The 25,101-nt window shown below is 59.4% G+C and carries 18 protein-coding genes and 2 pseudogenes; 11 read left to right on the top strand and 9 right to left on the bottom strand.

The annotated features are described in order from the left end of the window. The first annotated feature begins 236 nt into the window (after positions 1 to 236). On the top strand, positions 237 to 2,396 hold the full coding sequence (locus P3S72_RS14760; protein WP_276192815.1) for a TonB-dependent siderophore receptor: 2,160 nt from the start codon (positions 237 to 239) through the stop codon (positions 2,394 to 2,396). Positions 2,397 to 2,511: 115 nt separating this feature from the next. On the opposite strand, the gene P3S72_RS14755 is transcribed toward P3S72_RS14760, so the two are convergent. After that, the gene (locus P3S72_RS14755) at positions 2,512 to 3,237 is read right to left on the bottom strand and encodes a hypothetical protein (RefSeq protein WP_276192814.1); all 726 of its coding nucleotides are present in this window, start codon (positions 3,235 to 3,237) and stop codon (positions 2,512 to 2,514) included. A 112-nt stretch (positions 3,238 to 3,349) separates the two neighbouring features. Between P3S72_RS14755 and P3S72_RS14750 the strand changes: the two are divergent. Further along, a pseudogene (locus tag P3S72_RS14750) lies at positions 3,350 to 3,578 on the top strand (LysE family translocator); the annotation flags it as partial. A 676-nt stretch (positions 3,579 to 4,254) separates the two neighbouring features. After that, entirely contained in the window at positions 4,255 to 5,790 is a 1,536-nt protein-coding gene (locus P3S72_RS14745; protein ID WP_276192813.1) for a sensor domain-containing diguanylate cyclase, read from the top strand. Between the two features lie 129 nt (positions 5,791 to 5,919). On the opposite strand, the gene P3S72_RS14740 is transcribed toward P3S72_RS14745, so the two are convergent. Together P3S72_RS14740 and P3S72_RS14735 are read right to left on the bottom strand one after the other, a co-directional pair. Next, on the bottom strand, positions 5,920 to 6,687 hold the full coding sequence (locus tag P3S72_RS14740) for a hypothetical protein (protein WP_276192812.1): 768 nt from the start codon (positions 6,685 to 6,687) through the stop codon (positions 5,920 to 5,922). Between the two features lie 34 nt (positions 6,688 to 6,721). Next, positions 6,722 to 7,084 carry a DUF167 family protein gene (locus tag P3S72_RS14735; protein ID WP_247404021.1) on the bottom strand — a complete coding sequence of 121 codons (363 nt, stop codon included), beginning with the start codon at positions 7,082 to 7,084 and terminating at the stop codon, positions 6,722 to 6,724. A 465-nt stretch (positions 7,085 to 7,549) separates the two neighbouring features. On the opposite strand from P3S72_RS14735, the gene P3S72_RS14730 reads away from it, so the two are divergent. Then, on the top strand, positions 7,550 to 8,068 hold the full coding sequence (locus tag P3S72_RS14730; RefSeq protein WP_247404017.1) for a hypothetical protein: 519 nt from the start codon (positions 7,550 to 7,552) through the stop codon (positions 8,066 to 8,068). A gap of 536 nt (positions 8,069 to 8,604) precedes the next feature. Here the strand turns inward: P3S72_RS14730 and P3S72_RS14725 are convergent. Next, positions 8,605 to 9,321: a hypothetical protein gene (locus P3S72_RS14725; protein WP_247404016.1), complete on the bottom strand. Its 717-nt coding sequence runs from the start codon at positions 9,319 to 9,321 to the stop codon at positions 8,605 to 8,607. Positions 9,322 to 9,574: 253 nt separating this feature from the next. Between P3S72_RS14725 and P3S72_RS14720 the strand changes: the two genes are divergently transcribed. The 4 genes from P3S72_RS14720 (at position 9,575) to dapA (ending at position 13,205) form a co-directional block, all read left to right on the top strand. Further along, positions 9,575 to 10,135: a hypothetical protein gene (locus tag P3S72_RS14720; RefSeq protein ID WP_247404013.1), complete on the top strand. Its 561-nt coding sequence runs from the start codon at positions 9,575 to 9,577 to the stop codon at positions 10,133 to 10,135. Between the two features lie 424 nt (positions 10,136 to 10,559). Further along, positions 10,560 to 11,231: a hypothetical protein gene (locus P3S72_RS14715; protein ID WP_276192811.1), complete on the top strand. Its 672-nt coding sequence runs from the start codon at positions 10,560 to 10,562 to the stop codon at positions 11,229 to 11,231. A 14-nt stretch (positions 11,232 to 11,245) separates the two neighbouring features. Beyond that, positions 11,246 to 11,932 (top strand): tetratricopeptide repeat protein, encoded by a 687-nt coding sequence (locus tag P3S72_RS14710; protein WP_276192810.1) that lies wholly within the window; start codon positions 11,246 to 11,248, stop codon positions 11,930 to 11,932. A gap of 421 nt (positions 11,933 to 12,353) precedes the next feature. Continuing rightward, positions 12,354 to 13,205 (top strand): 4-hydroxy-tetrahydrodipicolinate synthase, encoded by an 852-nt coding sequence (dapA, locus tag P3S72_RS14705; RefSeq protein WP_276192809.1) that lies wholly within the window; start codon positions 12,354 to 12,356, stop codon positions 13,203 to 13,205. Here dapA and P3S72_RS14700 read toward each other — a convergent pair. Together P3S72_RS14700 and atzF are read right to left on the bottom strand one after the other, a co-directional pair. Beyond that, on the bottom strand, positions 13,180 to 13,914 hold the full coding sequence (locus P3S72_RS14700) for a GntR family transcriptional regulator (protein ID WP_276192808.1): 735 nt from the start codon (positions 13,912 to 13,914) through the stop codon (positions 13,180 to 13,182). The genes dapA and P3S72_RS14700 overlap by 26 nt on opposite strands. A gap of 2 nt (positions 13,915 to 13,916) precedes the next feature. Further along, positions 13,917 to 15,713, bottom strand: a complete 1,797-nt coding sequence (gene atzF, locus P3S72_RS14695) for an allophanate hydrolase (RefSeq protein ID WP_276192807.1) — start codon at positions 15,711 to 15,713, stop codon at positions 13,917 to 13,919. Positions 15,714 to 15,969: 256 nt separating this feature from the next. Here atzF and P3S72_RS14690 point away from each other — a divergent pair. Continuing rightward, positions 15,970 to 16,699, top strand: a pseudogene (locus tag P3S72_RS14690) (pyridoxal-phosphate dependent enzyme). Continuing rightward, on the top strand, positions 16,696 to 17,862 hold the full coding sequence (locus tag P3S72_RS14685; RefSeq protein WP_276192806.1) for a cystathionine gamma-synthase: 1,167 nt from the start codon (positions 16,696 to 16,698) through the stop codon (positions 17,860 to 17,862). The pseudogene P3S72_RS14690 and the gene P3S72_RS14685 overlap by 4 nt, the downstream one beginning before the upstream one ends. A 217-nt stretch (positions 17,863 to 18,079) precedes the next feature. Here the strand turns inward: P3S72_RS14685 and P3S72_RS14680 are convergent, their stop codons facing one another. Continuing rightward, entirely contained in the window at positions 18,080 to 20,278 is a 2,199-nt protein-coding gene (locus P3S72_RS14680; protein WP_276192805.1) for an OsmC domain/YcaO domain-containing protein, read from the bottom strand. Between the two features lie 213 nt (positions 20,279 to 20,491). On the opposite strand from P3S72_RS14680, the gene P3S72_RS14675 reads away from it, so the two are divergent. After that, positions 20,492 to 22,057, top strand: a complete 1,566-nt coding sequence (locus tag P3S72_RS14675) for a PAS domain-containing methyl-accepting chemotaxis protein (protein WP_276192804.1) — start codon at positions 20,492 to 20,494, stop codon at positions 22,055 to 22,057. Positions 22,058 to 22,131: 74 nt separating this feature from the next. On the opposite strand, the gene nirD is transcribed toward P3S72_RS14675, so the two are convergent. Both nirD and nirB read right to left on the bottom strand, forming a co-directional pair. After that, a complete protein-coding gene (gene nirD, locus P3S72_RS14670; RefSeq protein WP_276192803.1) occupies positions 22,132 to 22,494 on the bottom strand; it encodes a nitrite reductase small subunit NirD in 363 nt (120 codons plus the stop codon). Then, entirely contained in the window at positions 22,494 to 25,046 is a 2,553-nt protein-coding gene (gene nirB, locus P3S72_RS14665) for a nitrite reductase large subunit NirB (RefSeq protein WP_276192802.1), read from the bottom strand. Before nirB ends, nirD begins: the two co-directional genes overlap by 1 nt. Positions 25,047 to 25,101 lie beyond the last annotated feature (55 nt).

Below are 25,101 nucleotides of genomic sequence, written 5' to 3'. Positions count from 1 at the left end.
CGCAATAGCGTCGGCTTGACCGCCAGCCCGCTGGCGGTTGCGGCCTCACGCAACAGCGGCAACTTCGGATGATTTCGCGCGCTGGCGGCAAACTGCCACCCAGTAAAATGTGAAAATCTTGTTAAGTAATTCCCCCCAAAGCCTTTTTTGGCCGGATTCAATCTGCCACACTGATACGAATAGTTATCGATTCGCTTATCATTCGCCATAAAAGGCGCTCGGGGAGGCTCAGATTCATGTTCGTTCAACAACCTGTCGGCACGCGTTTTTCACCCAGTCTACTGGCATTGGCGCTCTGCCTCAGCGGCACCCAGACAACGCTGGCGGCAGACACCGAAAAAGCACCGGCACCGCTTGAACTGGGCGCCACCGAGATCAGCGGCGAGCAACTCGGCGAGACCACCGAAGGCACACAGTCTTACACCACCGGCGCCATGGCGACGGCCACCAAGTTGCCGTTGACCATGCGCGAAACCCCGCAGGCCGTGACCGTGATCACCCGCCAGCGCATGGACGACCAGGCCATGACCAGTGTCAACGATGTGGTCAAGAACACGCCCGGCCTGTTCCTCAGCCAGGCTGAAGGCCCGGGCCGTCAGACCTACAGCTCGCGCGGCTTCGACATCGACAACATGATGTTCGACGGCCTGCCCAGCGCCTACTCGGGCTACGCCAACAGCGTGCAGCCCAACCTGGCGATGTTCGACCGGGTCGAAGTGATTCGCGGCGCCACCGGCCTGGTCACCGGCGCCGGCAACCCGTCGGCAGCGATCAACTTTGTGCGCAAGCGCCCAACCGCTACGCCGCAGGTGTCAATCACCGGCGCCGCCGGCAGTTGGGATGACTACCGCATGGAACTCGATGCATCCAGCGCCTTGAACGACAGCGGTACCCTGCGCGGCCGTGTGGTCGGCTCGTACCGCGACGCCAACAGCTTCCGCGACAACGAAACCAGCGACCACGGCCTGTTCTACGCCATCAGCGAAGCCGACCTGAGCGAAGACACCACCGCCACCCTCGGCTTCTCCCGACAGGAAGACCAGACCAACTTCTTCTGGGGCGGCCTGCCCATCGGCACAGACGGCCATCACCTGAACCTGCCCCGCTCCACCAACCCCGGCAGCGACTGGGAAAACAAGGAGCTTGCGATCAACACGGTGTTCGGCGACGTCGAGCACCGCTTCGACAATGGCTGGAAACTCAACGTCTCCGGCTCCGCGTCGCAATTGGACGGCGTGTTCACCGGCAGTTACCAGTCGCGCTACCAAACCGAGCTGGCGCGCACCGCCTACCAATCGCACCAGGACAACAAACAATACGCGTTCGATACCTTCGCCAGCGGCCCGGTCGAGGCCTTCGGCCGCACCCACGAAGTGGTGGTCGGCACCAGCAAACGCGTTTACGACGCCACCTCCAAGGAATACAGCCCTTACGACACCAATTACCCGCTCAACGGCGCCAAACCCGACTTCCAGCGCAACGGCAAAACCCACAGCCTCACCACCCAGGACGGCGTCTACCTGACCACACGCCTGAACCTGGCCGACCCGCTCAAGGTCATCCTCGGTGCGCGCCTGGACTGGTACGACTACGACGACCGCCAAAGCCAAGACGGCGACTACAAAGTCACGCGCAACCTGACGCGCTATGCCGGGGTGATCTACGACCTCGACGAGCACCACTCGGTCTATGCCAGCTACACCGACATCTTCACCCCACAAAGCGAAAAAGACCTCTCAGGCAAGGTGCTGGAGCCGATCGTGGGCGAAAATTACGAAGTGGGCATCAAGGGCGAATACTTCAACGGCGCGCTCAACGCCAGTCTGGCGGTGTTCCAGGTCGACCAGAAAAACCGCGCCACCACCGCCGCCACCCAGGCCGGTTGCCCGGTGCTCACCTGCTATGGCGCAGCCGGCCTGGTGCGCAGCCAGGGTATCGACCTGGAACTGCAAGGCGCCCTCACCGAGAACTGGCAAGTCGGCGGCGGCTTCACCTACACCCGCGCGCATTTCATCAAGGACAGCAACCCCGCCAACGACAACCAGCGCTTCGACACCGATACCCCGGAGCGCCTGTTCAAACTCACCACGTCCTACCGCTTCCAGGGCCCGCTGGAAAAACTGCGCATCGGTGGCAACGTCTACTGGCAAAGCCGCATGTACAACGACATCGCCCTCACCAACGGCAGCTACTATCGCCTGGAGCAAGGCAGCTATGCGGTAGCGGATTTGATGGCCGGTTACCAAGTGAACAAGCACCTGGACCTGCAAGTGAACGCGAACAACATCTTCGACCGCACCTACTACTCGGCGATCGGCGCCAGCCCCACCTGGGGCTCCACCGACACCTACGGCAACCCGCGCAGCTTTGGCGTGACGGCGAAGTACAGTTTCTGACGGTTGCGGCGCCCACGGCTACCGGCTCGGGTAGCCGTTTTCGATCTTCAGGTTGGCGCAGAAGACGCACGAACGCAGGCTTCATCCGTGCGCTGAGAGAGGAGGACACGCCCCATTAGTAGAGCGATGCAAGCCCCTGCGCAACGCGGCGCTCACGCATCGCGGTTTCCGTCTCGCGCGTCGCCAGTTCGCCTTTGTACTCCATCTGGCTAAAAAACAGCCCGGCCACGTACTCCTGGGCAGGCACCGAGCCAGGGCTGTTGAACAATGGCACCAGATCAAGCGTGGCGGCGAAGTTCTCCTGGGTCAGGCTGTAGCGGCCCATGTAGTTACCGGACCACGGCGAATCGGCATCGACCATGTCGATAGATGCGTCGCGGAACGTAATGGCGGCGGCTTTCAGATCCTTGGATTGATTCAGCAGCAGGGTCAGCCGCTGAGTCTGCGAACTGCTGAGCTCGCCGGCCTGATTGAGCACCTTCAGCGCGCCATCGGCCTCCACCGTAAAGCCATATTTCTTGCCGGCTAAATCCGGATAAGTCGCTGCCAGCGTTGACTGGAACGTATTGAACGTGGCTTTCAGCGCGCTTTGCGCGCCTTTGGCGATCTCGACGAACCGAGGAAGCGCTCGCGATGCGGACCGACCGACCCAGGTATCGATAGCCTCCGGCGATTCCATAGATTCAACGTCTTTGCTGGGATGGTAGACGGCTGCAGGGCCGGCGCTGGCCAAGACGTCCTTCGCGACATCCGTCAGAGGCTTGGCCACGAGTATCGGGTCAGAGGGCGTAAGGCTGGTATTGGCGGGCGGGATATAGGTAGCGCTGACGGTAAGCACCATTTCATCGGTCCATGATTGATTGGTTCATAGAGGTTATCGACGGCGATGGGTCAAGCTTTAGGGCTCGGATTATCTTACCCCCTCAAGCGCCTTTATCCTCGACCTTCCCAGCCTGCTTGCCTTCTCCGGCATGACCGCCCACCCCTCCGACGCGTTGGCGGTAGTGCTGCAAACGTCGGAGTTGTTGTTCTACGCGATCAAGATCGTCGGGGCGGCGCATCTGTTGTATCTGGCGATTCAGCTGTGGCGGCCGACCCGCAGATGCAGGACGAATCGGTTACGGCCAAGGTGGGAATATGGGCGCTGGCGCGTCAGGAGTTTTGGTGGCGGCGGGTAATCCTGATGATGCGCACTATGAATTATTCTGACGGACTGCTTTCGGCCCAGAGTGTGTAAAAACGCTTCGTAAAAATTGAAGTGCGCGCGTCTACGTTAAATCTGAAATTTATCGGCACGTCAGCAGATGTGGATTTCGCTCAGATGCGCGATTTTTAGTCCGGTTTTGAGTGCCTGTGGCGTTCGAAAACGTTTTTACACAGCCTCGGTCGGCCGCCGCCGCTGGCGACAGGCACAAATCCGCCAAAAGCAGTCCTTGCGTGGGCGCTGAATGGGATGCGGTTTGCGTCTAAAGTGATGCGGGTTCGAATCTCTTCTTCACCGCCAAATCATTAAAACGCAAACCCATGATTTTCCGAGAGAAAGTCTTGGGTTTGTGGTTTTTCGCTTCCGAAAAAATGGCCTCATGGGACTGGCGCTCTATTTTGGTGTGAAATGTTGAGCCTTTCACTGGGTGTGCAGGGTGAATTTAATCCAGCCGCCGATCCTAGTCCCCTCCCCGGCTGCGCCATACAGTATTTGCATAACGCCGATCTTATGTAGATTTATAACGTGAATGTTGTGCTTATTAAGCCCATATTGACTCGGTATTCTGATCGCTGTGGATACGCCCAACCTGAAGCTGGTGAATTGTAGAAAATTCACAGGAAGGTTCAGTACTTCAACGCTATGATGAGCTCAATGAAAACCATAACGCTCGTGTCGGGTCGATTAACACCCAAAGCTCTTTCTGTGGGCTTGGTAGCATTCATCTTTTTGGTCTGTGTCATGCTGGTGTCCGCAATTGCTTGGCAGTTAAAGCAGTCGGCGGACGAACGATTGACGAATGCCAAAATTGCTGTCCGCAACATTGTTCGGGCCTCCGAGCAGCAGGCTCAAGATACCTTGCGTCAGGCTGAAAGCATTCTCAGCAACCTTGCAGAGCGCGTTGAAAATGACAAACTTAGCAACGAACAGAGAGTTCGTTTATCCAACGTAATGGCCAACAACGTTGAGGCAACTGACGGAATTCAAGGGTTGTTCATTTACGACGAGAATGGCGACTGGGTTGTTAATTCGTTCTCCTCAGAGACAGTCGCAAAAAACAATAGCGATCGTTCTTATTTTATCTACCACAGGAACCATCCGGGCACAGCCATCCATATAGGCGAGGTGATTTTTAGCCGCACTACCGGCGACATGATCATCCCTGTCAGCCGTCGCACTCAATACCCCGATGGCCGCTTCAGCGGCGTGGTTTTGGCGACGTTGCCCGTCGCATACTTTCAAAGTTTCTTTGAGCGTTTAGACGTAGACAAACAAGGGGTGATACTGCTTGCACTGAATAACGGTAATTTGCTGGCACGACGACCAATGATTGACGCGCTAATGACGACTAATATCGCAAAGGGAGAGCTGTTTAGTCGATATTTAATACACAGCGACGAGGGAACAGCAACCCTGACGTCCGTCGTGGACGGGATAGAACGCGTCTACGCATACAGCCGCATACGCGGCCTTCCGATCGTGGCTGCAGCCGGATTATCGTTAGATTCGGTATTTGCAACATGGTGGACTTACGTCTATCACGCATCAGTTATGGTGGGGCTTATAATTTTGGTGCTGACCAGCCTAGGCTTTCTCTTTTACCGACAAATTCAACGTTTGTTGGTTGCCGAAGAAGAACTGCGTCTTGCACATCGTGATTTAGAGCACATTGCTAAAACAGATAGCCTCACGGGGTTGCCTAACCGCAGGTGTTTCGACGTTAGATTGGCACACGAGTGGTCGAGAGCATGCCGCACTGGAAATAGCGTAGCGCTCATCGTTATCGATATAGATTGGTTTAAACAGTACAATGACCATTATGGCCATGTTCTCGGCGACGAATGTTTAAGGCACATCGCAGAGTTATTAAATAAAAATATAAATCGTCCAGCGGACCTCGCTGCCCGGTATGGTGGGGAAGAGTTTGTAATCCTGCTTCCAGAGACGGAACTGGCAGGTGCACTAAAGATCGCCGAGGAAGTGCGGTCAACAATAGAGGCTGCTAAAATTGAACACCGAGGCAGTACAGCAGGCATTGTCACCATCAGCGCAGGTGTCGCTTCCAACCATCAAGATGGCGTAATTGTCTCGACTGATTTGGTGGAAAAGGCCGACAGTCTTCTGTATCGCGCAAAAAAACGGGGGCGCAATCGAGTTGAACATCAGGCGCGAGAAGTCCTCGAAACATAGCGCGTCGCGGCTGCAGGTCCATTTAAATCAACAGCACAGAGTTCCTCTGATCATCGGCGTGCTATTCACTGAATAGCCGCGGATTTCTGGACGCTTCCGACACTCAGTTTTTAACTGTCAGCTTTTTTCCTAGAAAGATAGCAATGGGTCAATTACGGTCGTTGACGACAGATAGGTTGAACGCGGAATGCGAATAACACCGCTTATGTTCAAAAGGCCCCTACACTTTAGCCCGGTGTGGGGGGGCTTTTTTTTGTAGCGATGCAAACCAGCACTCCATAGCCTGATCGACCAGAAGCCCATGTAGTGGTTTTGCGTATCTACTGCCGCCTGCACGCCATCATTTCTTACAACGCAAAGTGGATCAGCCCTGCGTACTGAACCGCTGCGCTGCACGCCGCTCATACATCGCCACTTCCGTTTCTTACGTCGCCCGCTCGCCTTTGTAGGCCAGTTGATTGGCCTTGGCCCCTTGATATCCGACGGGTCGAAATCCCTGAGTAGAGGCGCCAGATCAATGGTCTTGGCGAAATTTTCGTTGGTCAGGCTGTAATAGCCCAGGCCCGACCAGACCGAATCGGCGTCCACCGTGTCGATGGAGGCATTGCGGTAGGCTTTCAGGACAGGGGATTGATTGAGCAAATCCGTCAGCCGCTGGGTATCCGAGCTGCTGAGCCGGCTGGCCGAATCCAGCACTTTCAGGCGGCCATCGGCCTCGACGGTGAAGCCGTATTTTTTGCCGGCCAAGTCGAGAGCGGTGGCCGACAGCGCTGAGTCGAATGCCTTGCAGGAGGCCTTCAGCGAATTGAACGCGCCGGTGAAATTTTCGGCGAATCGAGGGAAGTCTCGCGGCTGGAGCCGACCGACCCAGGTGTCGACCGCCTCCAGCGGTTCCAACGTAGTGCTTGCTGATCGCGCCCGTAGCCAATGGTCAGGTGTTTTCTGCGTCTGACAGGGCCTTGGCCACTACGGCAGGTAAGCTGCCGGGCGCCCTTATACGCATTTGCTTGCTCAAATTAAAACGACCGAACACCACCGTGATGTCAGAAACCGAGACGTCAAACTCTCGGGCGAGAAACTTAACCATGTGGTCAGTCGCCCTGCCTGCTACGGGTGCGGCGGTGACGCTAATCTTGAGTTGACTTCCTTTCGCCTTGCCGATGGCATCCTTTTTAGCGCTCGGCGTTCCAAGTATGTTCAGAACTAAAATCTCTCCATCCCACCCACAAAACGAGGACATCTCAAAGCCCCGGCCGGATGATTTCTTTTTGGTAATCGCTTTTGCTTTCTTCACATGGATCCCGCGTAGGTCGGATAAAAATGCCTAACGATAAATAGACATCAACGGGTGCATAACATTTTTGGGCGAACGTGCGCTGCCGCTCTGGCGTGCAGTGTTTACGAGGAGAGCGGAAGTAAAAACGGTTAGACACCCTTGCAGCAATTCCTTTTGCGAACGGTGTTTAGCAGTGGCGAGGGTAGCGCGGGGCTTGGAGGAAAGACAAGAGGGCCGCGGTCGTAGCACCGGCCCTTGAGGAAAAGACGAACGACTGCTTCTTGCCCGCCCTGGGCTATTGTGACCGGCAGAAATCGACCCAGAGCTGTTAGCACAGGCAGATATCGGCCATTCCGCCAATCTAATAAACCAGGGGCGATTCACCTTTATTTCAAACTTGGTTTGACGCCTATTCTTCTCACTTATTACTTGACCCATTCTGATTCATCAGGCTAGTTAATGCCGCCCTCTACCGACATTAATATGGAAATTATGAAGCCTCTTTACCTGTGTTCAATTCTGCTGCTTGCAGGCTGCGCCCCAGCGCCGAAATACCTTGTGCCTGCCGGGGCGCCTCACGCGCTTATCCGCAGCGAATTGGTGTCGATGGAGAATCATCGAAACAGCGTGTCTCTGGTCGAGGCGCCTCCCATCGGCTGCAAATACGGCAGAACCGTGGCGACTGCGCCGGGAGGGCAGCTGGTTTCCGTTTATAAGAATGTATCGACGCCGGAGGGTTTTTTTCCGATTGAAGCCGGCAAGCCGCTGCACTTGGTGATGCGCGGCGCGGCCAATGCCAATCGCTCGTGCAACATAGCGTTTGTCAGCGAATTTGCGCCGGGCGCACGTTACATAATCAAAGGAGGAATTGTCGACAGCCCGGGCGCGCTGAGCGGTTGTTACATTGACATATTCAATGTCGATTCGGGCGCGCGCGTCCCCACGGCCGATGAGCCGAAAATGGAGCGCAATTGTGCGTTGGACCGGCTGCCCACGCTCTAGTGGGGAATTGCACCCTACCTGACCACCCATTAGCGTTGCATATGCCCCCCCATTTGCGTTCGACTTAACCAATCATGTGCACCATTTTTGACCAGCAAGATTAGTGGAGACACGACCGGCAGAGAACGGCCGATAGCAGCGCTTCATGACAGGCTACTACCGGCCCAGGCTGTGTAAAAACGCTTTGCCAAAATTGAAGTGCGCGCTTTTACGTTAAATCTGAAATTTATCGGCAAGTGAGCAGATACAGATTTTGCATAGAGACGCGATTTTCGGGTCGTTTTTAGATGCCTATATCGCCGAAAATCGTTTTTACACACTCTGGGCCAGAAGCAGACATTCGGGACAGGCTAGCTATGTGCCATTTTCGGAATTTGTTGATGGGGCTGGGGGCTTCGTTGTCTCATTCTCCAAGGTCCCTCTCTAGGAGCCCTCACACGCCAGTCGTCGCTTCGGCGTAGCTAGGCTGGCTGATAACGCCCTTTTTTCAGCGCAAAAGGGCCAGCGCGAAAGTGGCTGCACAAACAGCAGCCATCCTATAGCCCGGCCTGGCTGACAGGGGTAACGCTGCGGGTGTGATAATCGCCCGACGAGTCCTGGATGCAGTAATTCGGGGACATCGGTTTTTCCTCGCCGGCTTTCAACTCAACCACCTCATTGCGGCACGTTGTCTGGAATGTTTGCGACTGGAATGCCTGCCGGACTTCATAGTCGGCGCCTGCGCGTGGCACGAAACTCACGGGCGCTGAAGAGCAACTGGACCCGGACGTGACGAACGCCACAAACACGATCAGCGGCTGCCCGGCCGGGACCACACGTTCATCGAAGTACCTGCGCGTCTCATCGATCTTCGCGCTGACCGGGGAGGTCGGCATGCCGATGACATTGTTTTGGTAGTCGGAAGGCCACATGCCGAAGATATCCGTGCTCTGACCGCTGGGCTCGATACGCGAAGGATTCCATCCTTGCGGCCGCTCGCGGGCGGCCAGCGCTTTTCTGTAAGTGTCGTTGAAATACTGCTCGCAACTTTGGCCGGATACGAAACCTGCGTATGCCCCTTGCCCGCTGATCAGGCGGATGCGCGCCGTACTGGCGGGGTCGTACTTGGCCATCTCGGCCGGGTTCTGGACATCGGTTTTCTTGAAGGTGCAGCCCCCGACAGCCAACGGCACGATGAGCAACAGCCCCAGGCGTGCGATGACAGTGCCCAAGCCGGTATGAATTGATGAGCGCTTGCTGGCGTCCTGCTTCATTATTTTCTCCCTGTTAGTGGCGCAACCTTGGTAATGACGGGGTTTGGGCAGGCGTTTGCCTTCAAAGTTCGCGGGTTCGCATTGGATTGGATTGGGGCAAAAAAAGCATGGCGGCGGCCTTTTCTCTCTCCCGATGTGTCACGCGTACAGTCTGCCCTGTTATTCTGATTCAGCAATCCGGCGTGTAGAAAAAATGCTATACGGCATTAAGTGACAGGAATGTTGGCTAATTGATAGTTAGGGAAAACTGAGTATGCGTCGCATAATAGCCAACGGGTTTGTGTTTGTCAGCATTGCGATACTCTGTTCCGGCTGCACATCTTATTCGTCCCAGCCGACAATCAACGAACCCGCTGAGCCCGAAACAAAAGAAATCATCTCCAGCTTCAGTTACGCAATAAACTCCCCATGGAAAGACAGTCGCTTCGGCAAGGACGCATACGCAGCGACACTCAAAGTTATTCCCGATGTACAGGATACGGGCTCCAGCCTTGCCGCCCCGACCCTGCCGGCATTAGAAATAAAGATCTCGGAGTTCTCATCTGGCGGCGCTTGCGGACAAGATTACTTGACGGGCCTGAGTCTGGGTTTGATCCCCAGTTGGTGTACGCGGACAAACCTTTTCAAGTTTGACTTTATATTGATTAAGGATCAGCGCTTTTGCAGGCAGAAAACCTACTCGATAAACTCCACGTCGTTTTCACATCTCACGATGATACCGTTTGCACTATTCAATACGGACAATCAGCCATTGGCGCTCTATCAGGCGGCGCTTAAAGATTTTCTTCGGATAGGTCAATGTGCGACGCGTTGAGAGGCATGTTAACAGGCTTTGTTTTGCGGCTACGAGGGGCTCATTCCAGGCGTTGGGACGTTCAAAATTTATCTCAGGTGAGCGGCAGCTTTTGGCCGAGGCTGTGTAAAAACGTTTTTGAGCGCGTCAGGTGCTCAAAACCGGACTGGAAATCACGTTTCTACGCGAAATCCACATCTGCAGACGTGCCGATATATTTCAGATTTAACGTAGACGCGGACACTTCAATTTTGGCGAAACGTTTTTGCACACTCTGGGCCGATTGCAGCCCTTCGTCAGAAGCAGAAATCGGCCACGAGCTCACGCTCTACCCACAACCGCTTTCAACCAAAAAGAGATGCCAGCCTTCTCCCACAGGCCCGTATTGCTAAAGTTCCCGACTCATCAGCCGACAGCCTTTGTTCCCATTTCACGGATGATTTTAATGTTCCGCTTTCTTTTTTCCGGCGTTGCTTTGCTCGCCGTCGGCGCCGTGTGCACGGCCCAAGCCCAGACGGTTACCACGCCGGAACAACTGCTGACTGAGTTCTCTCGTTGCAATGCGCATTTCTTCGAGAGCCTACGCGATGCCCGCCTGCCTGCAGGTACCTTGCGCCTGAGTGACTACGGCTCGGTCAAGGCACCGAGCATCATGAGTCCGCTGCAGGAAGGTGGCACTTACCAACACTTCGAAACGCCCCTGATCGTTAACGGTGTGCGTATGGTCGGCTATTACAACCAGGCCGAAACCATCAAGAACGTCGGCAATTTTCTGTTCTGGGGTTTTGTAGCCGATGGCTCGCCGCAAGAGGTGGCCGCAAAACTCAAGCCGCTGATCGTTGATAACGCACGCTTTGTTAGTCAAGGCAAAGCCATTACCCGCGCCGAAATTCGCCGCGTCGGTGACCCTATCGGCCAATGGCGCACCGAAGGACTGACCGGCCCCGGCGTCGCCACGCCGTTTGGGTTCGTAGACCGCGTGCTGATCGTCGACACGGGCGACTCGACACCGCCGCTCGCGGGACACACCACCGTGTTCTGTTCGCTACAAGGCACCGTGACCGCGCCGTTGTTGCAGGTCTATCGCCCTGACCTCAACGCTCATCTGCTCGACTGACAAGGATGCTTATCATGACTACTCGCTGGCCGGCACTGATCGTCTGCGCCGTCATCCTCACAGGTTGCGCAGGGATGCAGAACCCGCAAAAAGCCAACCTTGTCCACTGCACTAATCAGTTCAACGCGTCCAGAGCCGAAAACTACCCTCTGGTGCTGCAGGAAGGTGATCTATGCCTGCAGAAAAATACGCTGCCCGCCTCGCTGCAAAGTTTGATTTACGCGGTGCAGGCCGACGCCTACAGCAACCTCAAGCACTTTCCCGAAGCCGTGACCGCCAAGGAAAAATCCATGCAACTGGAGGTCAAGCCTGATCCGCGCGCCAACCTGGACCTGAGCGCCATGTATCGCGACGCTGGCAACCCGAAAAAAGCCCTTGAACTCGTGCAGTACAACCTTGACAACGGGATGGGAGAAGCTGGGAAGGGTTCCGGCGTCCACATGCCGACCTACTATCATTTGGGCCTCGCGCTGACAGACATGGGTCAGTACCGAGAGGCCGCTGAAGCATTCAGTACCGGCCTCCAGCGTCAGCCGGACTATGCCTGGGCCTATTATGCGCGGGGGATCGCGTATGACCATTTGGGAGACAGGGACGACGCAAAGGCCGACTTCATGAAGTTCTCGCAGATCGTCAACAAGAAGTACCTGCAGGAGGAGCACAAGGCGAAGCTCGCCGAGTACAAGATTTCCATGCCGTAATAGGAGCGCCAGCTTAGTGGCGAATGCGCTGGATCAGCGAGCGCGGGGTGACCGCTTGCGTCGCATCTCAGATGAGGCAACAGATCATCTCTGTTTCCGCCGGGCGACGAAGCGAACGGATGCCTGCGCAGGGCTTGACACATTTACTCACATCCCCTAAAGATGGACGCCTCATTCAGGGTGTGTCAGCTCATGCTTGCAACGTCTTCCGTTAACCTTTCCGTCATTGGCTTGATCGCCAAGGCGCAACGTTGCGTTGCGCGCGCCCTCAAATCGAAGAAACAGTCGCTCATGTGACCGGGGCGCGCTGTCCCGTCAGATGAGCTGACAGGACATTGAGCGCGACGGACACCCTGCCCTTGCACAATTCCCTCTGCCCTTCTGACGGTGACTCAATCGGGCAATCATCAGGAGAGAGTGCATGTCAGCGTTTCAAGGTATCTGGGTTCCCGTGGTCACGCCGTTTCATGACGGAGCCATCGACTTTATCGGCTTGCGCCGGTTGGTCGAGCATCTGCTGAAACAGCACGTGGCCGGGATTATGGTTTGCACCACCACGGGCGAAGCCGCGGCGTTGAGCCGTCAGGAACAACTGGCCGTGCTGGATGCGGTGTTGCAATGGGTGCCGGCGCACCGCGTGGTGATGGGCCTGGCGGGATATAACCAAATTGAGCTGTTGCAGTTCCAGGGCGAAATCCTCAAACGCCCGGTGGCCGGGCTGTTGGTGCCGGCGCCCAGCTATATCCGCCCGTCCCAGAGCGGCCTTGAAGCATTCTTCCGGACGGTGGCCGACGCCTCCAGTGTGCCGATCATTCTCTATGACATTCCCTATCGCACCGGCGCGAGCTTTGAACAGGCCACGCTGCTGAACATCGTCGCCCATCCGCGCATCGTGGCGGTCAAGGACTGTGGCGGCAACCTGGGCAATACCCTGGCGCTGTTGGCCAGTGGTACGGTGGATGTGCTGTGTGGCGAGGATATCCAGATCTTTAACGCGTTGTGCCTTGGCGCCAGTGGGGCGATCGCGGCGTCGGCACATGTACACACCGAGCAGTTCGTGGCGCTGTGGCAGCAGGTGCGGGATAACCAGTTGAGCGAGGCGCGGCAGACGTTTTTTCAGTTGCTGGCGCTGATCAATACGCTGTTTATGGAGCCTAACCCGGCACCGGTTAAGGCGGCGTTGGCCCTGCAGGGATTGATCGGGAGTGAATTGCGCGCGCCGATGCAGCGGGCCGGCGACGCCACCGTCAGCCGTCTGCAAGCGTTGCTGTGAAGCCGGCTGACTGAGTGCCCCGCGCCACCTGCAACCGGTGCAACGTGATCTTGCGCACCTGCTGCTTGCTCAGTTCGATATGCCGCGTGAGCAGCTGCTGCGCCTGCTCACCGCACCGTTGCAGGATCGCGTCGAGTATCTGCCCGTGCTCTTCGTAGGTCGCAGCGATCCGCGATGCCTGGGTAAAGTCGAGCCGACGGATGATGCGGATTTTTTCCGTAATGGCGTAGTGCATGCGCGCCATTTCGCGGTTGCCGGTGGCCTCTACCAGGGCGCAGTGAAAGCGCTCGTCCAGCTCGGACACCACCTGGGTGTCCTGCTGGCGTGCGCCCTCCTCCAGCTGCCAGATCGCTTGCAACCCTTGCAACAGCGGATGGCTCGGCGCATCCATCCGGCATAAGTGGCTGACCGCCGCCAGTTCCAGAATGATCCGCACGTCATACAGCTCTTCGAAGTAGCTGAAGTCGAACGGTTTCACCTGCCAGCCACTGCGAAAGTACACCTCCAGATAGCCTTCCTTCTCAAGACGATAGAGCGCCTGACGCACCGGGGTACGGCTGACGTTCATGCGCTCGGCCACTTCGCCTTCGCTGAAGCGGTCCCCCGGCAGCAGGCGAAAGTCGAAGATATCCGCCTTGAGCTGCGCATAGATCCGTTCGGCCAAGCTGTCGGGGCGCTCCCTGGTTTTTTTCAGCGTTGAACCCGGCATGCTTAGCCCCGGCTCGCGATAAAGGCGCGCCAGCCGCCGAATTCGGTGATATCGAGGGCGTCGGCCAGGGCCCAGGGCTCGCAGATAAAACCTTTGACGCTGCGCCCGTCCGCCAGGCTCAGGGTGCCGATGCCCAGGGGCGCGGGGATTTCGGCGACGAACTCGCCAAAGCGTGCGATGGGCATATCCCACAGCTCGATGATGATCGAGCGGCCGCTGTCCGCCTTGGCCAGCCCCGGTTTCGGCGGCACGGTGCCCGGCAGCGCGTACAGTCGATAGCTGTCGCCGGTCAGTGTTTGTTCGACCAACACCGCATTGCGCGTGGTCAGTTGAAAGTTCAGCGGCATGCCGCTCAGGTGCGCGCCAACCACCGCCACGCGCACGCTGCCGGGCGCGGGTGCTGGCGCGGCTGGCGCGGGTAACGCGCGCGCGGTGGCGCCCAGCGGCAGGCCGAGGCCCGCTTGCCAGCGCTTGCCCAAGTGGGCCAGTGCCGTGTCATGCCAGGCCGGCGCCAACAAGGTAATGCCGCAGGGCAAACCATCGGCGCGCAAGCCGGCGGGCAGCGCCAGCGCACACAGGTCCGCCAGGTTGGTGAAGTTGGTGTAGTAGCCGAACTGCGAGTTGTAGCGCACGGGCTCCACGGCCATCTCGGCCTGGGTGCGAATCGTCGGCGAGGTCGGCACCAGTAAGGCATCGAACCCTGCCAGCGTGTCATTGATGCGCCGGCTCAGCTCGGCCCGCAGGTATTCGGCTTTGTAGGCATCGCAGGCGCTGTACTTAAGCCCGTTTTCGACGATGCCGCGCACCACCGGGTTGATCGCATCCGGCTGCTGTTCAAGCATGCGTTGCAGGGCGACGGTGCGCTCGGCGACCCACGGGCCAAAATACAACTGGTCCGCCAGGGCCTTGAACGGGCTGAAATCCACCGGGGTGATCAGCGCACCCAACGCTTTGAAGCGCTCGACAGCCTGCTCGAATACCGCCTGGTTCTGGGCATCGCCGAAGAACTCCAGGGTCGCCGGAATGGCGAGCTTGATCGCGCTGCCCACCGCCACAGGCGCGGTATGCGGGTTGGCGCGGGAATAGGCGTCGCTGGCGTCGTAGCCTTCGGCCACTTGCGCCACGGATTCGGCGTCCTCCACGGTGAGCGCAAACACCGAGATGCAATCCACCGTGCGGCACGCGGGCACCAGGCCGGTATTGGACAGGCGGCCTTTGCTGGGTTTTAACCCGACGATATTGTTGAACCCCGCCGGCACCCGACCCGAGCCTGCGGTGTCGGTGCCCAGGGAGAACGCCACCAAACCCCGGGCGACCACCGAGGCGGAACCAGAGCTGGAACCGCCGCTGACATACGCCGGATTGAAGCTGTTGGCCACCGCGCCATAGGGCGAGCGGGTGCCCACCAGGCCGGTGGCGAACTGATCGAGGTTGGTCTTGCCCATCAGAATCGCACCGGCCGCACGCAGCCTGGCGACGACGCTCGCATCCGACGCCGGGGCGTAGGCAAATTCCGGACACGCCGCCGTGGTCTCCCAGCCGGCCGCGTCGATGTTGTCCTTGATCGCAAACGGCACGCCGTACAACGGCAGCTTGGCGATGTCGCCACCGAGCGCCGCCAGCCGCTCGCTCAATTGCGCCAACTGCGCCGTCAGTTGTTCAGGGCGCGCACGGACGATCCAGGCGTTGTCGTCAGCGGCGTATTGCGCGGCCAGGGTCAGCACGATGTCCGGGGTGAGCGTCCCGCTGCGATAGGCGTCATGCCATTCGCCGAGGGTCCAGCCGATAACGGTCTGCATAAGAGACTCCATCTTGTATCCAAGTTTGGATTTGTTTCTAGCAAACCCCAGGCCAGCGGCGCACGCCCAACGACTACGCGGGTTCGCGCCCAGGCCGCGCGGTAAGACTGCCCACGGATGGCGCACCGCCTATTCGCCCATGCGCCAAAAAAAGACAGCCGGCCGACCGCCCGGTTGCGACCCGTGCGATAGCAGCCTATGGTCCAAACCATGCTCTGCCGTTTGCTGTCCCCCCACCCTACACCCAGGTGACGACATGCCCACGCTTGCCCGCCCCGCCGTGCTTGAACTGATCGGCAACACCCCGCTCGTGCGGATCAGCCGCTTCGATACCGGCCCCTGCACGCTGTTTCTCAAACTCGAATCGCAAAACCCCGGCGGCTCGATCAAGGATCGCATCGGCCTGGCGATGATCGACGCCGCCGAACGCGACGGCCGCCTGCGCGCCGGCGGCACGATTGTCGAAGCCACCGCCGGCAACACCGGGCTGGGCCTGGCGCTGGTGGGCCGAGCGAAAGGCTACCGGGTGGTGCTGGTGGTGCCCGACAAGATGTCCACCGAAAAGGTGCTGCACCTCAAGGCCTTGGGCGCCGAAGTGCAACCTGCGTGACGTGATCGCGCGGCGCTTCGAAGACGGCCGCGTGATCAGCGTCAGCCCCGATGACACCCTGCTCACCGCCTTCCAGCGCATGCGCCTGGCCGATGTTTCGCAACTGCCGGTGCTGGTGAACGGCCAGGCACTGGTGGGGGTGATTGACGAGTCCGACATCCTGCTGGGCCTGCACCACGACGCTGCGGACTTTTCCATGATCGTCGCCAGCGCCATGACCGAGACCGTACACACCCTCGCCCCCAGCGCCAGCCTCGCCGAGTTGCAGGCGGAGCTGGATCGCGGCCTGGTCGCCATCATCGCCGACGCGTCGGGCTTCCATGGCCTGATCACCCGTGTCGACCTGCTCAATCACCTACGGAGATCCCTTGCATGAGTCAGCCCGATAAAAACGCGTTTGCCACCCGCGTGATCCACGCCGGGCAAGCACCCGACCCGACCACCGGCGCGCTGATGCCGCCGATTTATGCGAACTCCACCTACCTGCAAGACAGCCCCGGCGTACACAAGGGCTTCGACTATGGCCGTTCCCACAACCCCACTCGGTTCGCCCTGGAGCGCTGCGTAGCCGACCTGGAAGGCGGCCGCCAGGCGTTTGCCTTTGCCTCGGGGCTGGCGGCGATTTCCAGCGTGCTGGAGTTGCTGGATGCCGGCAGCCATGTGGTCTCCGGCAACGATCTGTATGGCGGCACCTTCCGCCTGTTCCACAAGGTACGCCAGCGCAGCGCCGGGCACCGTTTCAGTTTTGTCGACTTGAGCGATGTGCAGGCGTTTGAAGCGGCGTTGCAGGACGACACGCGCATGGTCTGGGTCGAGACGCCCAGCAACCCACTGCTGAGCCTGACCGACCTCAGCGCCATCGCCCGCATCTGCCGCGCCCGCGGCATCCTCTGCGTGGCGGACAACACCTTCGCCAGCCCGTGGATTCAGCGTCCGCTGGAGCTGGGCTGCGACATCGTGGTGCATTCCACGACCAAATACCTCAATGGCCACTCCGACGTGATCGGTGGTATCGCGATTGTCGGCGACAACCCCGAACTGGCCGAGCGCCTGGGCTTCCTGCAGAACTCGGTCGGCGCCATCGCCGGGCCGTTCGACGCCTTCCTGACCCTGCGCGGCGTGAAAACCCTGGCCCTGCGCATGGAGCGCCATTGCAGCAATGCGCTGGACCTCGCGACCTGGCTCGAACACCAACCGCAAGTGGCGCGGGTGTACTACCCAGGCCTGGTCTCCCACCCCCAACACGTCCTGGCTCGTCGGCAGATGCACGGGTTTGGCGGGATGATTTCAGTCGCATTGAACTGCGACCTGGCCGGCGCCAGGCGTTTCCTGGAGCACGTCAAGCTCTTCGCCCTGGCCGAAAGCCTCGGCGGCGTGGAAAGCCTGATCGAACACCCGGCGATCATGACCCATGCCAGCATCCCGGCGGCGACGCGGGCGCAGTTGGGCATCGGCGATGGGTTGGTGCGGTTGTCGGTGGGGGTTGAAGATGTGGAGGACTTGCGCGCAGACCTGGCGCAAGCCTTGGCATATATCTAATGAGGGAGGGGCGGCTTGCTCCTCATAGCGGTGGGTCAGTCTCCTGATTCAGCGACTGACAGATTGCTATCGGGGGCAAGTCGAATCGTCGCACCGCCCCTCCCACACTGGATACGGCGTCAGACTGACGTGATGCTCGCCCTGGTTTTTGGAGACGCCTCGTAGTCCGCCAATGACATCCTAATGTGGGAGGGGGCTTGCCCCCGATAGCGGTGGGTCAGGCTGACGTGACGTTGGCCCGCGCGCTATGCAGCTTCTTGTAGCTCTCGATCAAGCGCAGATGCCGATCCAGCCCTTCCAGCTTCATGCTGGTCGGCGTCAGCCCATAAAAGCGCACGCTGCCATTGACCGAACCGATCACCGCATCCATCCGCTCGTGACCAAACATCCGCCGGAAGTTGGCCTCGTAGTCCGCCAGTTCCAGGTCTTCATCCAGTTCCATCTCCAACACCGCGTTCACCGCCTGATAGAACAGGCCGCGCTCAACGGTGTTGTCGTTGTACTGCAGGAACATTTCCACCGCTTCCTTCGCGTCCTCATATTGTTGCAGGGCGAGGTAGATCAGCAGCTTCAATTCCAGGATGGTCAGTTGGCCCCAGGCGGTGTTGTCGTCGAACTCGATGCCGATCAAGGTGGCGATGTCGGTGTAATCGTCCAGTTCGCTTTCCACCAGGCGTTCGGCCAGGGCCTTGAGTTCAGCGTCATCCAGGCGATGCAGGTTGAGGATATCGGCGCGGAAAAACAGGGCTTTGTTGGTGTTGTCCCAGATCAGGTCGTCCACCGGATAGATTTCCGAGTAGTCCGGCACCAGGATGCGGCAGGCGGTGGCGCCCAGGTGCTCATACACCGCCATGTACGATTCCTTGCCCATGTTTTCGAGAATGCCGAACAGTGTCGCGGCTTCTTCGGCGTTGGAGTTTTCGCCCTGGCCGGAGAAGTCCCACTCGACGAATTCGTAATCCGATTGGGCACTGAAGAAGCGCCACGAGACCACACCGCTGGAGTCGATAAAGTGCTCGACGAAGTTATTCGGTTCGGTCACCGCGTGGCCTTCGAAGGTCGGCTGCGGCAGGTCGTTGAGGCCTTCGAAACTGCGGCCTTGCAGCAGTTCAGTGAGGCTGCGTTCCAGCGCCACTTCCAGGCTCGGGTGCGCGCCAAACGAGGCAAACACACCACCGGTACGCGGGTTCATCAAGGTCACGCACATCACCGGGAATTCACCGCCCAGCGAGGCATCCTTGACCAGCGCCGGGAAGCCCTGGGCTTCCAGCCCCTGGATACCGGCCAGAATACCCGGGTACTTGGCCAATACTTCAGTCGGCACATCCGGCAGGGCGAATTCGCCTTCGATGATTTCGCGCTTGACCGCCCGCTCGAAGATCTCCGACAGGCACTGCACCTGGGCTTCGGCCAGGGTGTTGCCGGCGCTCATGCCGTTGCTCAGGTACAGGTTTTCGATCAGGTTGGACGGGAAATACACCACCTCGCCGTCCGACTGGCGCACAAACGGCAGCGCGACAATCCCGCGCTCTTCATTGCCGGAGTTGGTGTCGAACAGGTGCGAGCCGCGCAACTCGCCATCGCGGTTGTAGATTTTCAGGCAATAAGCATCGAGGATTTCCGTCGGCAGCTCATCCTTGGGCCCAGGCTGAAACCAGCGCTCGTCCGGGTAATGCACGAACGGCGCGTTGGCCAGTTCTTCGCCCCAAAACTGATCGTTATAGAAGAAGTTGCAGTTGAGACGCTCGATGAACTCGCCCAACGCCGAGGCCAGCGCGCTTTCCTTGGTCGCGCCCTTGCCGTTGGTGAAGCACATGGGCGAATGGGCATCGCGGATATGCAGCGACCACACGTTCGGCACGATATTGCGCCACGAGGCGATCTCGATCTTCATGCCCAGGCCGGCCAGGATGCCGGACATGTTGGCGATGGTCTGCTCCAGCGGCAGGTCCTTGCCCACGATGTAGGTGCCGGCCTCAGAAGTGGCGTTGGGCATCAACAGCGCCTGGGCATCGGCGTCGAGGTTTTCCACCTCTTCGATCACGAACTCAGGCCCGGCCTGCACCACTTTCTTCACGGTGCAACGGTCGATGGAGCGCAGGATGCCTTGGCGATCCTTGTCGGAGATATCCGCAGGCAGTTCCACCTGGATCTTGAAAATCTGGTTGTAGCGATTTTCTGGATCGACAATGTTGTTCTGCGACAGCCGGATGTTTTCCGTGGGGATATTGCGCGTCTGGCAGTACAGCTTCACAAAGTACGCCGCACACAATGCCGACGAAGCCAGGAAGTAATCGAATGGCCCCGGCGCCGACCCATCGCCTTTATAGCGAATCGGTTGATCGGCGATCACCGTGAAGTCATCGAACTTGGCTTCAAGTCGAAGATTGTCGAGAAAGTTAACCTTAATTTCCATGCGGGATTACCAAAATAGCGAACTTCAAATTGGCCGCCATTATCCGGCATTTGCGTTTGAAGTCTTGTGCTTTCGCGTTTCGGCTGCCGACTGACAGGGCTGAATACAGGATTTAGACCGGTGCAATGTCGCTGTTTTGAATTGCCAGACAATCGGTCTTCAACTTATTTGAATGGTTGCCGATGTCCTACAAGCAATTCAGGGAGTAGTCGAATGCGCAACAACCAGCCAGTGACACAGCGCGAGATTACCCTCGCGCCTTCGCAGAAGCTCATTTCCGCAACCGATGTTGAAGGGAAGATCACTTACTGCAACGATGCTTTTGTCGATATCAGCGGTTTTGAACGCACCGACCTGATCGGCGCCCCGCAGAATATCGTGCGCCATCCCGATGTCCCCCCTGCCGTATTTGCCCATATGTGGCGCGCGCTCAAGCAAGGCCAGCCGTGGATGGGCATCGTCAAGAATCGCTCGAAAAACGGCGATCATTATTGGGTCAACGCTTACGTCACGCCGATCTTCGAAGGCAGCCGGGTGGTGGGCTTCGAGTCGGTCAGGGTCAAGCCGAGCGCTGATGAGATCCGACGTGCCCAGGCACTGTACCGCCGTATCAGCCAAGGCAAATCGGCGGTTTCACGCCGGGATGGTTGGCTGTCGACGTTGTTCGACAGCGCGCCCTATGTGGCCACCGGGCTTGCCGGCGCCGTCGGCGGGCTGTTCCTCAGCGCGCCGCTGGCCATGGCGGTGGCGGTAGCCGTTGCGGTGCCCGTGGGCATGATCGGCGCGCAGTTGCGTCAGCGCGCGACGTTGCGCTTGCTGGCGGGCGTCGAACCGTCGACCTCGGACGCGCTGATTGCGCAGATGTACAGCGATGAACGCGGCCCCCAGGCCCGCCTGGAAACCGCCTTCCTTAGCCAGAACGCCCGCCTGAAGACCTGCCTAACCCGCCTGCAGGACAGTGCCGAGCAACTCAGCGCGCTGGCTGGACAATCCAACCGACTGGCCACGGCCAGCTCGACCGGCCTTGACCGTCAACGCGTCGAAACCGAGCAGGTCTCGGCCGCCGTCAACCAAATGGCCGCGACCACCCAGGAAGTCGCCAGCCATGTGCAGCGCACCGCCGACGCCACCCAGCAAGCCAACGTGCTGACCGGACGCGGACGCGAGGTGGCCCGCGATACCCGCGAAGCCATCGAGCGCCTCTCCGCCATGGTCGGAGAGACCGGTATCACCGTGGCGCAATTGGCCCGTGACAGCGACGAAATCGGCTCTGTGGTTGACGTAATCAAAGGCATCGCCGACCAGACCAACCTGCTGGCCCTCAACGCCGCCATTGAAGCGGCGCGTGCCGGCGACATGGGCCGCGGCTTTGCCGTCGTCGCCGACGAGGTGCGCCAATTGGCACAACGCACCACGCACTCCACCACCCAGATCCATGGTTTGATCACCAAGCTCCAGGCGTCGTCCAACAACGCCGTGCAAAGCATGGAGCACGGCCAGCGCCAGGCGCAGGAAGGCGTGGCCCGGGTGCTTGAGGCGGACCAGGCGCTGGTCGGCATCAGCGAAGCGGTGTCCCACATCACCGAGATGACCACCCAGATCGCTGCCGCCACCGAAGAACAAAGCGCGGTGGCCGAAGAGATCAGCCGCAACATCACCACCATCGCCGAACTGGCCGACCAGACGTCGGTCCAGGCCCATCAATCCACTGACCTGAGCAAAGAACTGACCCACACCGCGGCCACCCAATACGCACTGGTTGAACGCTTCAACCGCTGACGGGGAATGCGCGCGCACCCACCTTCCAAATGCCACAGGCAACTGGAGGATGGGCGCCTTCAGCCCGCCTCGCCTCAACTCACCCCCAACTCCACCACCCCCGCATTCAACCGCACCGGCCACACCCGCAAGCGCTGGTGCGGTGCCTCCAGGCATTGGCCGTCCGCCAGGCGATAATGCTGTTTGTAGATCGGCGCAGCCACCACCAGGTCGCCTTTGATACTGCCGACCAGCCCGCGACCGATCACGTTTGCGCCGGACACCGGGTCGTGGTTGTCAATGGCGTAGAGCGTCTGGTCCGGTGCGTCCGGCAGGTAAAACAGCGCGATTTGCGCGCCGTCGTACCACACCACCACGCCGGAATTGCTCACCAGGTCGCTTTCGCTGCACACGCTTTTCCAGGTGGCAAGGTTTCGCTGGGTGTTGGACTGGCTCATCAGGCAAGCTCCTCGATGACGGGAATCAGGTTGAGTTCGGCGGCCATGATTGGCCGGCGCTGGCCGCGTTCGTGGACAAAATGGATGTCCGGGTCCGGGCGTTTGTCGTTGACGAAGGTGCGGAAGCGTTTGAGTTTTTCCGGGTCTTTGAGGGCGTTGGCCCACTCGCATTCGTAACGGTCGACCACCAGCTGCATTTGCGCTTCGAGCTCGGCGCCCAGGCCCAGGCTGTCGTCGAGGATCACGTCCTTGAGGAAATCCAGGCCCCCTTCCAGGCTTTCGCGCCACACCGAGGTGCGCTGCAATTTGTCGGCGGTGCGGATGTAGAACATCAGAAAGCGGTCGATGTAGCGGATCAGCGTGGCGTCATCCAGGTCGGTCGCGAACAGCTCGGCATGGCGTGGGCGCATGCCGCCGTTACCGGCGATGTAGAGGTTCCAGCCCTTCTCGGTGGCGATCACGCCGACGTCTTTGCTTTGCGCCTCAGCGCATTCGCGGGTACAGCCGGATACCGCAAACTTGAGTTTGTGCGGCGAACGCAGGCCTTTGTAGCGGTCCTCGATGAGCAGCGCCATTTTCACGCTGTCCTGCACACCGTAGCGGCACCAGGTGCTGCCGACGCACGACTTCACTGTGCGCGTGGATTTGCCGTAGGCATGCCCGGTTTCAAACCCGGCGTCGATCAGCTCGGCCCAGATGTCCGGCAACTCATGCAGTTGCGCGCCAAACAGGTCGATGCGCTGGCCGCCGGTGATCTTGGTGTAGAGCTCGTATTTCTGCGCGACGACGCCGATGGCGATGAGTTTTTCCGCAGTGATTTCGCCGCCGGGAATACGCGGCACCACCGAGTAGGTGCCGTTCTTCTGCATATTGGCCATGAACGTGTCGTTGGTGTCCTGCAACGGCACCAGCGAGGCGTCCATGATCGGCTGGTTCCAGCATGACGCGAGGATCGAGCCCACCGCCGGTTTGCACACATCGCAACCGGTGTGGCCACGGCCATGTTTGGCCAGCAATTCTTCGAAGGTGATCACCCCTTCCACGCGCACCAGGGCATACAACGCCTGGCGGGTATAGGCGAAGTGTTCGCACAGGCTCTTGTCGACGCTGACGCCACGGGCGACCAGTTCATGCTCGAACACCTGCTTGAGCAACCCGGCGCAACCGCCGCAACCGGTGCAGGCCTTGGTCTGCGCCTTGAGCAAGCCAAGGTCGGCGCAGCCGCTGTCGATGGCCGCGCAAATCGAGCCTTTGGTGACGTTATGGCAGGAGCAGACGGTGGCCGACTCTGGCAAGGCGCCAGGCCCGAGGGTCGGTGCGCCGGCGGACGACGGCAAGATCAGGCTGGCCGGTTCGGCCGGCAACGCGATGCCGTTCTGCATGTACTGCAGCAACGTGTCGTAGTAGCTGTTGTCGCCGACCAGCACCGCGCCGATCACCTGTTTGCCGCTGGCGTCCACCACCAGGCGCCGGTAGCTGGCGCTGGCCTCGTCGATGAACTGGTAGCTGCGCGCACCGGGCGTGTGTGCATGGGCGTCGCCAATGGAACCTACGTCCACCCCCAGCAGTTTGAGTTTGGTCGACATGTCCGCGCCGACAAAGGGCTCGGCGGTCTGCCCGCACAACAGGGCGGCAACCCCTCGGGCCATCTGGTAACCCGGCGCGACCAGGCCGAACAGGCTGCCGTTCCAAGACGCACATTCGCCAATCGCGTAGATGTTCGGGTCGCAGCTCAAGCACTCATCATTGATCACCACACCGCCGCGCGGGCCAATCTCCAGGCCGGCCTGGCGGGCCAGTGCGTCTTGGGCGCGGATACCGGCGGAAAACACGATCAGGTCGGTTTCAAGGAATTCGTCATTGGCAAAATTCATGCGGTAACGGTACTGCTCGCCCGCGCTGATCGATTGAGTGGCGCGGGACAAATGCACGCCCACGCCCAGCCGCTCGATCTGCGCCTTGAGCGCCAGCCCGCCGAAGTCATCCAGTTGCACCGGCATCAGGCGCGGCGCGAATTCCACCACATGGGCTTCAAGGCCCAGGCTTTTCAGGGCATTGGCGGCTTCCAGGCCCAGCAGGCCACCGCCGACCACCACCCCACGCCGGGCATTCGCGGCGGCGGCGCGGATGGCATCGAGGTCTTCCAGGGTGCGATAGACCAGCCGCGAATCGCCTTGCGCGCCGTCGATCGGCGGCACAAACGGATAAGAGCCCGTCGCCAGCACCAACGTGTCATACACCACGCTGCCTGCGGCGGTGATCACCTCACGGCGGGCGCGGTCGATTTCCAGCACCGGCACCCCCAGGTGCAGGGTCACGCCCGGCGTCTGGTACAGCGAGACGTGCGACAACGCCAGCGACTCGGCATCACGGCCGGTGAAGTATTCGGACAGATGCACGCGGTCATAGGCACGCATCGGCTCCTCGCTGAACACATGCAGCCGGTAGTGATCCAGTGCGCCGCGCTCGATCAGTTGCGCCACACAATGATGGCCGACCATGCCATTGCCGACGACGATCAGGGTTTTCAGCTGTTTCAGACTGGAGTTCATATCAAGCACCCGACAACGCTCATCACGGTTTGAAAAAAGCAAAAAAAAACGCCTG

The organism is Pseudomonas sp. D3, from assembly GCF_029320995.1.
Taxonomy (GTDB): Bacteria; Pseudomonadota; Gammaproteobacteria; order Pseudomonadales; family Pseudomonadaceae; genus Aquipseudomonas; species Aquipseudomonas paraveronii.
This window is presented reverse-complemented; position numbering and strand designations above follow the sequence as displayed.